The organism is Pseudoxanthomonas sp. CCNWLY206-1 (genome assembly GCF_039710385.1).
Classification (GTDB): domain Bacteria; phylum Pseudomonadota; class Gammaproteobacteria; order Xanthomonadales; family Xanthomonadaceae; genus Pseudoxanthomonas_A.
Map to the genome: position 1 here is coordinate 110,327 of NZ_JBDKXI010000007.1, position 15,354 is coordinate 125,680.

Below are 15,354 nucleotides of genomic sequence, written 5' to 3' on the forward strand. Positions count from 1 at the left end.
TGCTCTCTACTGGGTGGTGTCCGGCGCTGCCGGCGGCGGCGGTGGAGTGGGTTGGCCTTGCTGCTGGCGCATTTGGGCACGGCGGGCTTCGATGCGTTTGCGGATGGCTTCCATCTGTTCTTCTGTACTTTGCGGAGGTGCCGGCGCCGCCGCCTCCGATGGCGGCTGGTTCTGGGCGGTTACCGGAACGTTGGGTGCTACCGGTACCGGTGCCGATGGCCCTCCGGTCACCCGCGCCGCGCCAGGCGGTATCGCCGCTGGCGGCGCCGCGGCTCTCACCTGCGTGGGCGGAACCCCACCCTTGCCGTCGAATACCCGCAGCTCCAGGGCACGGCGACCTCCCGGCCCTTCGAACACCGCGCTTCGCGGCTGCAGCTCCGCCAGCCGCCATCCGGATTGTCCGGTAAGTTCTTCGCCTATCTTCACGCGAACGCCCTCGCCTCCCTGCGGCGTTTGCAGAATGGCCAGCTTCAACTTCGGCGTGATCAGCACACTGGTCAGCACCCAATCGAAACTCGCGGGGGCAGCGGCGACGGCCTCTTCCTTGCCTCCGATATAGAACGGTTGCGGCTGCCGGTTTTCCGAAAACAGCGGGCGAGCGGCGATATCCGCGTATTGGTTCAACGGGCCCAGCCGTTCCGGCGCAGGCGCCGGTAGCTTGGGCAGCGCCTGTACCAGCGCCGGATCGTCAGCCATGGGCGTAATACGGCCGGCCAGACCAAACAGCGCCAATAGCGCGAGCAGCACCGCCCAACCGGCAACCGCGGCCAACAGCCAGGTTCGCGGACCGAAGGCGTCAGGGCGCACGTTCAACTCCCGGTGCCGGCAGAGCGGGCCCTGAAGTGGAAGCTCCCGCGCCGTCGCCAGGTGCGGCAACGCCGGTAGGCTTCAGAAAACCATACAGATCGAAGCTGACATCCAGCCCGCCCGCGCCACCTTCCACCGCGGCCATGTACGCGTACCGCTGGGCCAGCACGTTGAAGTTATCGACAAACAGCCGTGGGCTTTCGGATTCCAGTTGATGCAGCACCGAGGCCAGTTCCGGTGTGCCGCAGCGCAGGCGTACCTGCACGGTCACCCGCGTAAGCGCATCACGGCCCGGCAGCGACAAAGGGGATTGGTTGCTGATGGCGCAACTACGATTACCCGGGCTGGCCTCTTTGACCACCGCTTCCAATCGTTGCACCAAACCGGCGGTTGCCAGCTCCACCGTGGGTTCGGGCAGGAACCCGGGGCGTTGCGCCTGTTGCGCCACTGCTTCGGCCAGCAAGCGCTCGATCTGCGGCGCTTGCCGCAACTGGGTGCGCATGCGCAGATCGCGTTCCCGCAATGCGGCGATGCGTTCATTGGTTTCCAGCATTGGCGCCGTCCACCAGGGATGCACCAATACCAGATAGGCCAATGCCAGCACTGCCAGCAACAGCCCCAGCGCCAACCAGCGGTCCCGCTTAGCGATCGCCTGCGCCACTGGCGTCTCCTGCAGGCGCGGTGGGAGCCGGCGCTGCGGCCGCGGTCGTGCCGATCAGTTCGGCCGTCATGGTGAATCGGTCCAGGCGGCTGCGGGAATCCGGTTGCAGGGCGCCGCTAAGCGCCGGATTGCGCCAAAGTGCGGAATCTTGCAGGCGAGCGACCAGTCCAGAGGCCTCAGGACTCAGACCAATCAGCAGCAGGCGCTGGCCTTCGATGGAGAGCTTCTCCAGATAAGTGTTGTCGGGTAACCGGCGCGTGACCTCCTCCAGCACTTCCACCGTGGTGGGACGGCTGGCACGCGCCTGATCCAAGGTGATCGCGCCCTGGGTCAACTCGACCAGCTGTTGACGCTTGGCCGATACCCGCCGCGCTTCCGCCGAGCGGCTTTCCATCTGTGCTTCGAACGCTTCGGCCGCCGCACGGCGGTTGTCCAGCATCAGCCAACCTGCGAACACCAATGCCACCACAGCGACGGATGCCAATACCCAATGCAACCCGCGATGCGGGGCACGGCCGGCGTGGCGCGATTCGGCAGGCAGCAGGTTGACACCCATCGGCTGGCCGTCGAAACCGGCGACATCGACACCCACCAGATCGGCGGAGAGCGGCTCCAGCGCCTGCAGCGCGACATCGAAACGAGCGCGCGGCACCACCACCAGTTCCGTTTCCAGCTGGCCATCTTCCCGGCGCTCGAGGATGCGCGCGTCGAAGCACACCTGATCCGCGGTGAACGGCGTCTGCCGATCCAGTTCGAATCGCACTACATCGCGCAGGCGTTCGGCAGCCGCGGCGGGCAGCAGCAATCGCCGGTGCAACACGCTTTCCGCTGGCAACAGCAACCAGCGCGGCAATTCCGCCAAACGGCGGCTCAACAGGCCCCGTAGTTCTTCGCTGGTTATAGGAGCGGGGATCTGCGCGACGTCGCGCAATTGATGAGCTTCCTGCCAGCGCAAGTGGAGTTCGTTATCCAACCGCAGGATCAGCAAGCGATCCTGCGTGAGTCCGAGCAGCACCCGCCAGCGGAGCGGCAACCAGGACGCCAACGCATCCGACCACCACGCCAGAAAACTGCGCGGCCCCGGTCCCACGCGGGAACGGAACCAATCGATGCTGTCGCGCAGAGTGCTCATTGTGGTGCTGCCCCCTCCTCCCAACGCAGTACCGTGTAGGCAGACCCCAACGTGGGATTGCCACCTGCCCGTACCACTGTCCGTAATACCGCTTCTCGTCCTTCCGCCAGCGTTGCGCGGCTCTCGATACTATACGTGCCGCTGCCGGAGCCTACGAGCTGGTTTTGTCCGGCGACGCCGGCCGCCTGCCGCTGCTCCAGCCATTGGGCGGGATCCTGGCCCATCGCGGTCAACACCGCGGCAGGCGCATAGGTGGTATCGGGCATTACACGGCCCGAATAAAGGGTGAGGTAGGGCGCCACCAGCGCATAGATTTCCGGCGTCATTCCCAGCACTTGTTCCACTTCAGCCACGGTTTCGAAAGCGGCGTCCTTGGCGCCGTATTCCAGCCCCGCCGACTCATAGTCGGGGTCTTCCGCGCCTCCTGCAGGCTGTGTCAACGGATCGGGATCGCGCCAATCGACGATCGCCGCCGACAGCGGTTCGGCCTGTTCGCGCGGCACTCCTACCGCCTGCATCAACTGCGAAAGCAATGGTTGGTCCGCCTGGTTGAGATCGACCTTGCCGGTCTCGTCGACAATGTTTATCTCCACTGTGCTGCCCGCGTACGGCCAGCGATAAGAACGGCCGTCAGGCAACCAGCGGGTTTCTGGGCGGCTGTCCGCCAAGCGCACCAGGGCGTATTCGACGCCGGCGCGCGCCACTTCCTGCGCCACCGCGCCACGGCTGACGACGCGGCCCTGCATGGCCTCTACTCGCGCGGTCAGCGCGAATGCACCGATCAGTGCGGTCAGCAAGGCCACCAACCAAAGCACCAGCAACAGCGCCGCGCCATGGGATCGCGAACCGGCTCTCATAGCGCCTCCGGAGGAAGCCCACTGCCCGCGCCGCCTTCGCTGCGAGCCAGAGTGACGATGACGGGCGGCCAATGCCTGCCGTCATCGGATTGCAGTTCCACCGCCACCTGCAGCGGCAATACCTCGACATTGTTCCAACTGTCCTGCCATTCGCCGAGCCGGTTCTCCTGGTCCAGTCCTCGATACCGGAAACGCACCGCCTTCATACGATCGGCCAATCGCTCCGGATCCGCGCCCGTCACTTCGTCCAAGGTGCGCGTGTTGCCCGGTTGCACGATGGAGAATGCGATCGACAACCGGCCATCGGCATCGACGGAGAGATCGTGCAGATAGGGACCGCCGCGGCCGAGATAGTCGGGAAGATCGGAGACGAAGCGCATGCGTTGCGGCGCGCCGACAAAGCGCGATTGCCGCAAGTTACTGGGATCGGTGGCGAACACGATGGGTTGTGCCGTGGCCAGCCGCTGGCGCAAGAACCCTTCTACCGCCCGCATACGTTCGTTGCGTTGCGCGATGGCCTCGCCGCGGCCGACCATCGTCGTGGACGCACGAAGCGTGGCGAATGCCAGCGCCAGTCCCGCCGCCAGCAACACCGTGGCCAGCAGGACTTCGATCAAGGTGAAACCGCGCGCGTGCCGGCTCATGGCAGCGCCGATTGATTCGGATCAGGCGGCGCCAGCCGCAGGGTCTGCCAGCGCTGCGCCTGACCGGCGGCCTCACCCCAGCGTACGACCAGTTGCAATTCCAGCAATCGCGACGCGGACGGATCGATGATGGCGCCGGGCGCCAGAGGATCGGTGTACGGTGCGATATCCAAGGACCAGCGATAGCGACCTTCTTCGAACTCGCCTTCGCTGTGACCCGGCTGCAAGACTTCGACGACACCCAGCTGCGAGAACAGCGACTGCGCGTGCAAACTGGCACGGCTGACATCATCCGCCGCGCGTACCTGCCGCGCGGCGCCGGACAAGGTGCCCAACAGCAGCGTCAGCGCCAAAGCCAGCAGCGCGAACGCCACGATGACTTCAATCAAAGTGAAACCGCGCTGCCGGCGGGGAAGACCGTGCATGGTGGAGCTCATGGCGCAGCCACCGCGGAATCTCGCATCACTCGCACTTCACCGGTCAACCAGCCCACATCCACCACCCACGATGCCGTCTTCGCGCTCAGGCGTACGCGGCCGCCGGTGGAGCCGCCGTCGTGGAAGAAAAGAATGCCGCCTTCGCCGGCCCGCGCCTGCGCCTGCCGTGCACCGGTGAACTGTATGTCCAGCGATTCGGAAATGGTGCCGCGGTGGTCGTTCGGTGCCTGCCAGCGGCGCGCCTGTGGATCGATGGTGAAACGCTGCGGCCGGCCGGTGGCGAGCGCCTGCGCGCGGGTATAGCGGAGCTCCGCGGCGATTTCCTTCGCTTCCGTTCGCAGCCGCATGCCGTTCAGTCCGCCGGTCAAAACCATCGCCGCCAAGGTGCTGGCGATAGCGATCAATGCGACCACCAGCAGCATCTCCAGCAGCGAGACACCATGCACGCGTCTCGGGAGGAAACGCGCGCTCGGCGAGCGCCCGCCCAATCCGGAATTCAGCTGTGGCGCTGCTGCCAAACGCATGCCTTCACCTGCCGTTCCCGACTACCGTGCAGTGGAATCGATCCGGCGCTCACGGCCGGCATCTGTCTGTTCGCCGGCACGGTCACTCGTTTCTGATGTCGGCGTCGACGCTGTCGCCGCCGGGCTTGCCGTCCCTGCCCAAGCTGAGCAGGTCGTACGATTGCGATTCGCCTGGCACGCGATACTGAATATCGTTGCCCCAGGGGTCCTTCAGCTCGGACGGTTTGGCATAGGGGCCCAACCATCCAGCCGCGCCACCTGGCTGGGTCACCAGGTCTTCCAGCTGGCTGGGAAGACGACCGGTGTCCAGCTGGTAATTTTCCACCTTGCCGGACAGTGTCTGGATTTGCGATTTCGCCAGATTGGCCTTGCCGCGATCCGCGCCACCCAGAACCCGGCTACCTACCAGCGTGAGCACCGCGCCGATCAGGACGATCACGATAATGATCTCCAGCAGGCTCATGCCGCTTTGCGCGGCGGGGGACGGCGAACGGGTCAGGGAGCGGGAAAGGCGCATCGCGGGGGTCCTTGTGGAATCTCGATAGTGTGGGCGTGAGCTTCTGAACAGTTTGTTCTGGCCAAAGACTGGCGGCGTGCTCGTGGTCAACCGATGGCGTTGGTCAGATCGTACAGCGGCACCAGCACCGCAATGATGACCAACCCCACGACGGTCGCCAAGACCAAGGTGATCAGCGGCACCAGGGCGGCCAGCATGCGGTCCATCGCCTGCGCGGTTTCGCGTTCGAACGTGTCGGCGGTTTTCAGCAGCATGCTGTCGAGCGCGCCGGATTCCTCGCCCACCTGGATCATCTGTAGCGCCAGGCGCGGGAAGCGCTTTCCCTTCGCCAGCGAGGACGACAGGCCATGGCCATTCTTGACGTCTTCGGCTGCCGCTTCCACATCCGCGGACAGCGCCCGGTTGCCCAGCACATTGCGCGAAATGCCCAAAGCGCTCAGCAGCGGCACCCCGTTCTTCAGCAAGGTGCCCAAGGTACGCGCCAGTCGCGCGGTTTCCAGCTTGGCTATCAATGAGCCAATGAAATTGAATGTCAGCAGCCGCGCATCGAAGCGGTCACGGAAGGCCTGATCACGCCGCTTGCGATCGAACCACCACCCCGCCAGTGCAGGCACTCCCACCAGCAGGAACCACCAGTCGCGCACGAACAGGCCCAGCGCGAGTACGCCGCGGGTGAACCATGGCAGCTCCACATCCAGGCTCTCGTACATCAGCGCGAACTGCGGCACCACGTAGCCCATCAGGAACAGCAACGCAAAGCCGACGACAACGACAAGGATGGCGGGATAGATCAGCGCATTGACCACACGCCCTTTCAACGCACGGCTGCGCTCCAGGTAATCGGCGAGCCGCTGCAAGGTGTCATGCAGGCTGCCGCCCGCCTCGCCCGCGCGCACCATGTTGATGTACAACCGCGAAAAAATGCCGTGCTGGCGATCCAGCGCCGTCGACAGTGGCGCGCCGCCGCGTACCGCATCGCGGATATCGGTCAGCACGCCTTTGGCTTTGGTGTCTTCCGGCAGATCGAGCAGGATGGACAGCGAGCGGTCCAGCGGTTGCCCCGCGCCGAGCAATGTCGCCAGTTGCTGAGTGAACTGCACCAGCCGGTCGCCGGCGAATGCATTGGGCTGGAACAACCTGCGCCAGTTCCCGACACCACCGGCGTCGGCCGCCAGCTTGGTTTCCACTGGCAGATGGCCCTGCTCCTGCAGCCGCGACACGACCTCGGTGTCGCTGGCAGCCTCCATCTGGCCGTCCATGACTTCGCCGCGCGGGTTCAGGGCTTTGTAGCGGTACAGCGGCATGCGGACTCTCGGAGCCAAGGGACGCCAAACTACCGCAGAACCAAGTGCCTGCGCCATCCGCGTCGTGCTTCCTGCACAATCCCCGCCTCCCGGATACCGGGAGGCGGGGCAATCTCATCGGAAATGCCTACGGGGCGGTGAAGCTGCCGCGGATGCTGACGTTGCTGAACTTGGTCTTGCCCACCAATGTTACGTAGTAGGTGCCGGCTTGGGGATTGGCGATATTGACGGTCTCGTTGTTACCGGGCCGCGCCGAACGGAAGTCGTAACTCGCGCTACCGGCTTCGCTTCCGAACTTCACATAAAGATCGGCATTACCGCTGCCGCCAAAACTGATGAAGGACAGTTGCGTGGCGCCGGCGGGAACCACCAACGCGTATTTGATCTCCGCGTTCTTCGCGCCTGTGTTGCCGCCCACGGCGACGTTGTTGGTCAATGGCGTTGCAGTGGGCGGCTCCCCACCCAGTACTGCATCGATCGCCGCCGATGCATTGACGATGCCCGCGCCGATCGGCCGATTCGCGGGTGGCGCTACCGGGAACGGGCGCGCGGTTGCCTTCAACGTCGACAACACTTGCGCGGGCGTCAGTGGTGTCTCGGCGACGCTTTGCATCAGCGCCACGACGGCTGCCACGTGCGGTGAAGCCATCGACGTTCCACCCATGCCGAAATACGTCTCGGTGGTGGGAACCGTGGTTCCTGCATTGCCGGCTGACCAGACGTAACCACCGGGATTGCCGTCCACGCTACCGCCGCCGCCAGGCGCGGAAATATCCACCACCGATCCATAGTTGGAATAGGAGGTGATGCCGCCGGTGATGCGCGTCGCGCCCACCGCGATCACGCCGCTGCAACTGGCGGGCGAGTAATCGGCTGCGTCGTCGGCTTCATTGCCTGCCGCCACCACCACGGTGGATCCATTGGCCAGCGCAATATTGAACGCGGCCTGTTCGGCCTGGCTGCAAGCGCCGCTGCCGCCCAGGCTGAGGTTGATGACCTCGGCGGGATTCGCGTTGGCGGGTATGCCCGCGACGCTGCCGCCCGAAGCCCAGATCACCGCATCGGAAATATCCGAGGTATAGCCGCCGCAGCGTCCCAATGCGCGCACCGGAACGACCTTGGCGTCGAAGGCTGCGCCTGCCATGCCTTTGGCGTTATTCGTGACTTCGGCGATGGTGCCGGTCACGTGCGTGCCGTGCCAGCTGCTGTCTTGAACCGGCGATCCGGGATAACACTCGTCGGCCACGGGGTTCCAGTCGCCTTCGTCCAGCGGATTTGCATCGCGAAGGTCGCCATCGCGCGAGACGAACGTATCGCTGATGAAGTCGTAGCCCGGCAGTATGTTGGCAGCCAGGTCGGTGTGCGGGGTGATGCCGGTATCGATCACCGCCACTACCACGCCGGCGCCCGTTGCTTTATCCCACGCTGTCGGCAGGTTGATGCCGCCGACCGGATCCTTGAAGTGCCATTGATACTGGTTGTAGTAGGTGTCATTGGGCACCAGGTTGCGCGTGCGGCGCGCATCGACCTCCGCATAGACCACGTTCGGATCAGCGGCAAGTTGCCGTATCAGGCTCTCCGCTTCCACACGATCGAGCTTGCGAGAAGTGCGGATCACTTCGGCACCGATCGCCAGGCTGCGCAGTTTGCTGGTAGCCACGGCTGAGCGCCCGTTGGCCGATGCACCCAGGCCGGCGCCGGAAATCGCCGAGACCAGAGAACGTTGCAACGTGGCGTTGGTGGCGCTCGCCGCGCTGCCGTCACGGTATTTCACGATGAAGCGGTCGTAGCTTCCTCCGTCGCGCAGCCCTGCGGTATTGGGCTCGCCGGCCAGCGCAACCGCGCTGGATGTGGCGATCGCCAGGCCGACGGCGATAGCGGAGAACAAGACATGCATGCGCTTGCGATTACTGAGGTTCTGAGGATTCACTTGACATACTCCGTGTCTGACAGGAAAAGAAAAAAGCGCACGTGTCTGTGCACCAAAACCTCGTGGCTCAAACACTTGCACGCCCCACTTCATGCAACAGGATCAGGTATCTGTATTTACCTGCACCGTCATATCTTCACGCGGTCTACACACGACGTTGACGCGTCGTTAACCCCTTGAAAACAGCTGCGAAGAACTGACGCGCCTAACGTAGCAAATCCACTCGCAAATGCCACTGCGCACATGTAGTGTTGATCCACACGGAGTTTTTTGGCATCACCTCGGGGAAGGGGAAACGGATGCGGGACGCAGTCGGTAGTGCCACTTTTTCTTCATTGATTCGTTTGCGATATCTCGTCTTTCCAATCGGCGCCTCTTCGATCGAAGAGCGGTGGGATTCCCGCGCTCGTTTTACTTTTCTCGTTTCACTCTGCCGGACCTCACCCGTGTCCGGAGACTCCTTGTGCCACCGCCGATCGCGCGCGATTCAACGCCGCGCGGATCGCTGCACCACCTCCTGAAGTCCGTTACGAAACTTGCCCCGACTCCGCAAGGAGCTGGGTGCCGCTGCATTCCCCCGAACACCAACGCGAAGGACGTAATTCATGAACAGGATCTACAGCAAGGTTTGGAATCGGTCGCTCGGCATGCTGGTTGTCGCATCCGAATTCGCAAAGCGCTCGCACGGTAGCGCCGGCACCACCCGGCGTACCCGCCAGCGATTCGGTATCGCTGCATTGACGCTGGCGGTCTGCGGCGCATTCTCGATCGCCTCGGCAGGCGCATACGACAAGGACAAGAACCATCCGCAGCAGCCAAAGAACGGTCCGAATGCAAGCCACTGCGTAGATGCCAAAGGCCGTCCGATCGTCGGCGGCAAACCGGGCGAGAACGCGGTGTCCTGCGGAGATGACGTGAACGCATCGGGACGCAATGCCGTCGCGGTGGGCTATAAGAGCGTTGCCAACAAGACCGGTGCCACCGCGGTCGGCGGCTACGCCGAAGCTACTGGCACGAATGCCACCGCATTGGGTTACCAGAGCGAAGCCACTCGCGAGGGCGCTATCGCCGTCGGTAGTTACAGCGAGGCCAGCAGCGGCAACAGCACTGCCGTGGGTACCGAGTCGATCGCTTCGGGCAATGCATCCACGGCGGTTGGCTATCGCAGCGAAGCTTCCGGCGCTTCGACCACCGCCATCGGCACAGGCAGCGCCGCGACCGGCGGATTCTCTTCCGCATTCGGCAATGGGTCTTCGGCTTCCGGACTCCAGTCGATTTCCGCCGGCCACAACAGCGCGGCATCCGGCGTGGCGTCATCGGCATTCGGTGGGTTCAGTCAAGCCACCGGCGACTTCGATGCGGCCTTCGGTTATGGCGCGGAGGCAAGTGGCGGCGATAGCACGGCGCTGGGGTCAGGCGCGATCTCCAGTGGTTACAACAGCGTGGCCCTGGGTGGAACGCTGCTCGGCTTGTTGCCCACCGAAGCATCGGGCGACTTTTCCACGGCGGTCGGTGGCGGTGCGTGGGCGGCCGGCGTCAATGCCAGCGCGTTTGGCAATCTCGCTTCGGCAATCGCCGACAACAGCGTCGCCATCGGTGGCGATTCAATCGCCGATCGCGAAGACACGGTTTCCGTCGGCAGCGAAGGCAATGAACGCCAGATCGCCAATGTCGCGGCCGGCACCGAAGGCACCGATGCGGTGAACCTGGATCAGTTGCAGGAAGCCACCGCCGACTCACGTTACTTCAAGGCGAATGGTGCCGATGACGGCGCGGATGACGCCGTTGCTTCAGGCGACTATGCGACCGCTTCGGGTTCGGCCAGCGTGGCTGAAGGTACCGGCGCCACCGCGACCGGTTCGGGTGCTTTCGCGTTGGGCGAATACAGCACCGCGACCGGTTTCAATTCCGTAGCCAATGGCGATAACAGTGTCGCTAACGGCTCGTCAGCGCAGGCTACCGGCGCAAGCTCGACCGCCATCGGCGGACAGCGCCAACTGTTCGACGACGAAGGCAACCCGGTCCTCGATGAAGACGGCAACCCGGTCTATGCCAGCACGGAAGCAACCGGTGACGATGCGACCGCGTTGGGTGCCGGTGCGGTCGCCAGCGAGATCGGTGCGACCGCGACCGGCGCCGGCGCGAATGCTTCCGGTGCGTATTCCACGGCGTTGGGCACCGAGGCCAGCGCGTCGGATACACAAGCCACCGCGGTGGGCTTCCGTAGCGATGCGGCCGGCATTGCCGGGACCAGCGTCGGCGGCTATAGCAGTGCTTCAGCGTTCGGCGCATCGGCGTTTGGTTACGGGGCCGAAGCCACTTCCGACAGCGCGACGGCGCTGGGTTTCGGCGCGGTAGCAAGCAATTTCGATTCCACGGCATTGGGTTCCAATTCGATCGCCAGTGGCAACAACAGCGTCGCGATAGGTGGTGCGCTATTCGGCCTGTTGCCGACCGAAGCTTCCGGCAACTTCTCCGTCGCGGTGGGTGGCGGCGCGTATACGCCGGCATTCAATGCGGTCGCGCTCGGCAATTTCGCTTCGGCAATCGCCGACAACAGCGTCGCCATTGGCGGTGATTCGGTCGCGGATCGCGAAGACACGGTGTCGGTCGGCAGCGAAGGCAATGAACGCCAGATCGCCAACGTAGCTGCTGGCACTGAGGGCACCGATGCGGTGAACGTGGATCAGCTGCAGGAAGCCACGGCCGATTCGCGTTACTTCAAAGCCAATGGTGCCGACGACGGTACGGATGATGCCGTGGCTTCGGGCGACTATGCGACCGCTTCGGGGTCGGCCAGCCGCGCCGAAGGCACGGGCGCAACCGCGACCGGTTCGGGTGCTTTTGCACTGGGCGAATACAGCAGTGCGACCGGCTTCAACTCCGTTGCAAGTGGAGATAACAGCGTCGCCAATGGCTCGGCGGCGGAAGCCAGCGGCACTTCCAGTATCGCTATCGGCGGACAGGTGGATGCCTTCGATGCCGACGGCAATCCGATCACTGTCAATACGGTGGCCTCGGGACTGGGCGCGACAGCCGTCGGCTCAGGTAGCCTGGCATCCGCATTGGGAAGTTCCGCTGTTGGCGTGCTTAGCGAAGCCAGCGGCGAGTCAAGTTCAGCCTTCGGCTACGGCAGCGTCGCCACCGGCGAATACGCTTCGAGCTTCGGCCATGCCAGTGGCGCAACCGGCGACTACAGCGTCGCCGTCGGCGGACCGGCGGACCTTATTCCCGGCCTCGGCATCCTGGTGTACACCCGGGCGAGCGGATTGAGTTCGGCGGCCTTCGGTGCAGGCGCCATTGCGGCGGGCGACTACAGCACGGCGGCCGGCAGCCTGGCGGAAGCGTCGGGACTCGAAAGCACGGCGCTCGGCTTCTTCTCCTATGCGCCGGGCGACAACGCGACGGCACTAGGAGCTGAAAGCTGGGCCAGCGGTGACAACAGCACTGCGGTGGGTTACTACAGCAGTGCCTTCGGCGACGACAGCGTTGCACTGGGCGCCAACTCGGTGGCCGATCGCGACAATACGGTTTCCGTTGGCAGCGAAGGTAACGAACGCCAGATCGCCAATGTCGCGGCCGGCACCGAAGGCACCGATGCAGTGAACGTGGATCAGTTGCAGGAAGCAACGGCCGACTCACGTTACTTCAAGGCGAATGGTGCCGATGACGGTACCGATGACGCCGTGGCTTCGGGTGAGTATGCGACCGCCTCCGGTTCGGCCAGCCGCGCCGAAGGCACGGGTGCAACCGCGACCGGTTCGGGTGCTTTTGCACTCGGTGAATCCAGCACGGCGACCGGCTTCAATTCCGTTGCAAGTGGCGATAACAGCGTTGCCAATGGTTCGGCGGCGCAAGCTACCGGCGCAAGCTCGACCGCCATCGGCGGACAGCGCCAGCTGTTCGACGACGAAGGCAATCCGATCCTCGATGAAGACGGCAACCCGGTCTATGCCAGCACGGAAGCAACCGGTGATGATGCGACGGCGTTGGGTGCCGGTGCGGTCGCCAGCGAGATCGGTGCGACCGCGACCGGTGCGGGCGCGAATGCTTCCGGTGCGTATTCCACGGCATTGGGTACCGAGGCCAGCGCGTCGGATACACAAGCGACCGCGGTGGGTTTCCGTAGCGATGCCGCCGGTATTGCCGGGACCAGCGTCGGCGGCTATAGCAGTGCTTCAGCGTTCGGCGCATCGGCATTTGGTTATGGGGCCGAAGCCACTTCCGACAGCGCGACGGCGCTGGGTTTCGGCGCGGTAGCAAGCAATTTCGATTCCACAGCATTGGGTTCCAACTCGATCGCCAGTGGCAACAATAGCGTCGCGATAGGTGGTGCGCTATTCGGCTTATTACCCACCGAAGCTTCCGGCAACTTCTCCGTCGCGGTGGGTGGCGGTGCGTACACGCCTGCGTTCAATGCGGTCGCACTTGGTAATTTCGCTTCGGCAATCGCCGACAACAGCGTCGCCATTGGCGGTGATTCGGTCGCGGATCGCGAAGACACGGTGTCGGTCGGCAGCGAAGGCAACGAACGCCAGATCGCCAACGTCGCCGCCGGCACCGAAGGCACGGACGCAGTGAACCTGGATCAATTGCAGGAAGCCACGGCCGATTCGCGTTACTTCAAGGCCAATGGTGCCGACGACGGTACGGATGATGCCGTGGCTTCGGGCGACTATGCGACCGCTTCGGGGTCGGCCAGCCGCGCCGAAGGCACGGGTGCAACCGCGACCGGTTCGGGTGCTTTTGCACTGGGCGAATACAGCAGCGCGACCGGCTTCAATTCTGTCGCCAGTGGCGATAACAGCGTCGCCAATGGCTCGGCGGCGCAGGCCACTGGCGCTGGCTCAACTGCCGTCGGAGGACAACGCCAGCTATTCGACGATGAGGGCAACCCGGTGCTCGATGAGGATGGCAATCCGGTCTACGCCAGCACGGAAGCCACCGGCGACGATGCGACCGCTCTGGGTGCCGGCGCGAAGGCTACCGAGATCGGCGCGACCGCGACGGGCACCGGTGCCAACGCCAGCGGCGCTTATGCGTCGGCCATCGGTACGGAGGCCAGCGCTTCCAACACGCAGGCCACGGCAGTCGGTTTCCGCAGCGATGCCGCCGGGCTGGCGTCCACCACGGTCGGCGGTTACAGCAGTGCCGGTGGCGACTTCTCGTCAGCATTCGGCTACGGCGCCGACGCTTCAGGAAGCGGCGCAACCGCGGTCGGTGAAGGCACGGCCGCGGCCGGCGAAGAAAGCACCGCCGTAGGCGGCACGACGTTCTTCGGCCTTATCAACACCCGCGCTACCGGCACGGGCGGCTCCGCTTTCGGCAACGGTGCGTGGGCCACCGGTGAATACAGCACCGCGGTCGGTCACAACAGTTACGCCGATGGCGATGAAACCGTGGCGTTGGGTGTCAATGCGGTTGCGGAAGCCGCCAATAGCGTGGCGATTGGTGCCAATTCGTGGAGCGATCGCGCAGACAGCGTCTCAGTGGGCGACAGTGGCAGCGAGCGACAGATCGTCAACGTGGCCGCGGCTACCGAAGCCACGGATGCGGTGAATCTGTCGCAGCTCAGCTTCACAGCTACCGCGCTGGGTGGAGGTGCCAGCTTCTCCGGCGGCGTCTTTATCGCGCCGAGCTATTCGATCCAAGGCAATGCCTACAACAACGTCGGTGCGGCGTTCACGGCTGTCGATGCCAAGCTGACGGAACTGTTCGGCAAGTTCGATACCGCGGCGTCGCCGCCCGCGCAAGCAAGTCAAGCCAGGGTGGCGGCCAACAGCAGCGCCTCGCAGAACGGGCAAAGCGCCAGCAATGCAAACGTGGCAACGACGGATGCTTCCTCCGAGCCGGCCCATACCAGTCAACAAGCGGTGGCTGCGAATGCGGAGGGCGACGTACCCGCCGCTGCGTCCAGCTATGCCGATGCCGGGGATGCTGCCACGCTCAGCAACGCGCAAGCCTACACCGACAACGCCGCCACGCAGACGCTGACCAGCGCCAACGCCTACACCGATTTCAAGGTGCTGGCGCTGGAAGACGACTTCAACGCATTTCGCAATGACGTCGACCGCCGCTTCTCGCGACAGGACCAGCGCCTGGACAAGATGGGCGCCATGAGCTCAGCCATGTTGAACATGGCGATCAACGCCGCTGGCAGCCGCAGTCCACGCGGGCGCGTCGCCGTGGGTGCCGGCTGGCAGAACGGCGAGAACGCACTGTCGGTTGGCTACGCCAAGCCGATTGGCGAGCGAGCATCGTTCAGTATCGGCGGTGCGTTCAGCGGCGATGAAAAGTCGGCAGGCGTGGGTTTTGGTATCGACCTGTAACGGAAGGTACGACGGCAGGGCCAGGCAGGTGCCTGGCCCTGCCTGTGTCGGCGTAGCGTCCTTGTGGGAATGGTGCCGGCATGCCGGCATTGGTGAGTCGCGACGTTGATGTTTCCGGTCGCGACTCACGTCGCTCCCTTAGGAATTCATCCGTTCTTTTGTAGAGCCGATTCTCGTCTCAATGGGTTGCTCGGAGAATGCCATCGCATCCT

General features: G+C 64.3%; 11 protein-coding genes. 1 reads left to right on the forward strand and 10 read right to left on the reverse strand.

The genetic code is table 11. The annotated features are described in order from the left end of the window. Positions 1–6: 6 nt before the first annotated feature. The 10 genes from AADW18_RS15875 to AADW18_RS15920 all read right to left on the reverse strand — a co-directional run bounded on the left by AADW18_RS15875 (position 7) and on the right by AADW18_RS15920 (position 8,780). Positions 7–807 carry a hypothetical protein gene (locus AADW18_RS15875; protein WP_337344372.1) on the reverse strand — a complete coding sequence of 267 codons (801 nt, stop codon included), beginning with the start codon at positions 805–807 and terminating at the stop codon, positions 7–9. After that, positions 797–1,468 carry a type II secretion system protein GspM gene (gene gspM / locus AADW18_RS15880; protein ID WP_337344373.1) on the reverse strand — a complete coding sequence of 224 codons (672 nt, stop codon included), beginning with the start codon at positions 1,466–1,468 and terminating at the stop codon, positions 797–799. Before gspM ends, AADW18_RS15875 begins: the two co-directional genes overlap by 11 nt. Continuing rightward, positions 1,449–2,600: a PilN domain-containing protein gene (locus AADW18_RS15885; protein WP_337344374.1), complete on the reverse strand. Its 1,152-nt coding sequence runs from the start codon at positions 2,598–2,600 to the stop codon at positions 1,449–1,451. The genes gspM and AADW18_RS15885 overlap by 20 nt, the downstream gene beginning before the upstream one ends. Continuing rightward, positions 2,597–3,457, reverse strand: coding sequence for a type II secretion system minor pseudopilin GspK (locus tag AADW18_RS15890; protein ID WP_337344375.1), 861 nt, complete (start codon positions 3,455–3,457; stop codon positions 2,597–2,599). The genes AADW18_RS15885 and AADW18_RS15890 overlap by 4 nt, the downstream gene beginning before the upstream one ends. Then, positions 3,454–4,101, reverse strand: coding sequence for a prepilin-type N-terminal cleavage/methylation domain-containing protein (locus AADW18_RS15895; protein WP_337344376.1), 648 nt, complete (start codon positions 4,099–4,101; stop codon positions 3,454–3,456). Before AADW18_RS15895 ends, AADW18_RS15890 begins: the two co-directional genes overlap by 4 nt. Then, positions 4,098–4,526: a prepilin-type N-terminal cleavage/methylation domain-containing protein gene (locus AADW18_RS15900; RefSeq protein WP_337344377.1), complete on the reverse strand. Its 429-nt coding sequence runs from the start codon at positions 4,524–4,526 to the stop codon at positions 4,098–4,100. Before AADW18_RS15900 ends, AADW18_RS15895 begins: the two co-directional genes overlap by 4 nt. 8 nt (positions 4,527–4,534) lie before the next feature. Next, complete coding sequence (locus tag AADW18_RS15905; RefSeq protein ID WP_337344551.1) at positions 4,535–4,960, reverse strand: GspH/FimT family pseudopilin; 426 nt, start codon at positions 4,958–4,960, stop codon at positions 4,535–4,537. Between the two features lie 184 nt (positions 4,961–5,144). Then, positions 5,145–5,579: a type II secretion system major pseudopilin GspG gene (gspG, locus tag AADW18_RS15910; RefSeq protein ID WP_337344378.1), complete on the reverse strand. Its 435-nt coding sequence runs from the start codon at positions 5,577–5,579 to the stop codon at positions 5,145–5,147. An 86-nt stretch (positions 5,580–5,665) separates the two neighbouring features. Further along, positions 5,666–6,883, reverse strand: coding sequence for a type II secretion system F family protein (locus AADW18_RS15915; RefSeq protein ID WP_337344379.1), 1,218 nt, complete (start codon positions 6,881–6,883; stop codon positions 5,666–5,668). Positions 6,884–7,010: 127 nt separating this feature from the next. Next, the gene (locus AADW18_RS15920; RefSeq protein WP_337344552.1) at positions 7,011–8,780 is read right to left on the reverse strand and encodes a S8 family peptidase; all 1,770 of its coding nucleotides are present in this window, start codon (positions 8,778–8,780) and stop codon (positions 7,011–7,013) included. A gap of 638 nt (positions 8,781–9,418) precedes the next feature. On the opposite strand from AADW18_RS15920, the gene AADW18_RS15925 reads away from it, so the two are divergent. Further along, entirely contained in the window at positions 9,419–15,142 is a 5,724-nt protein-coding gene (locus AADW18_RS15925; protein WP_337344380.1) for an ESPR-type extended signal peptide-containing protein, read from the forward strand. Positions 15,143–15,354 lie beyond the last annotated feature (212 nt).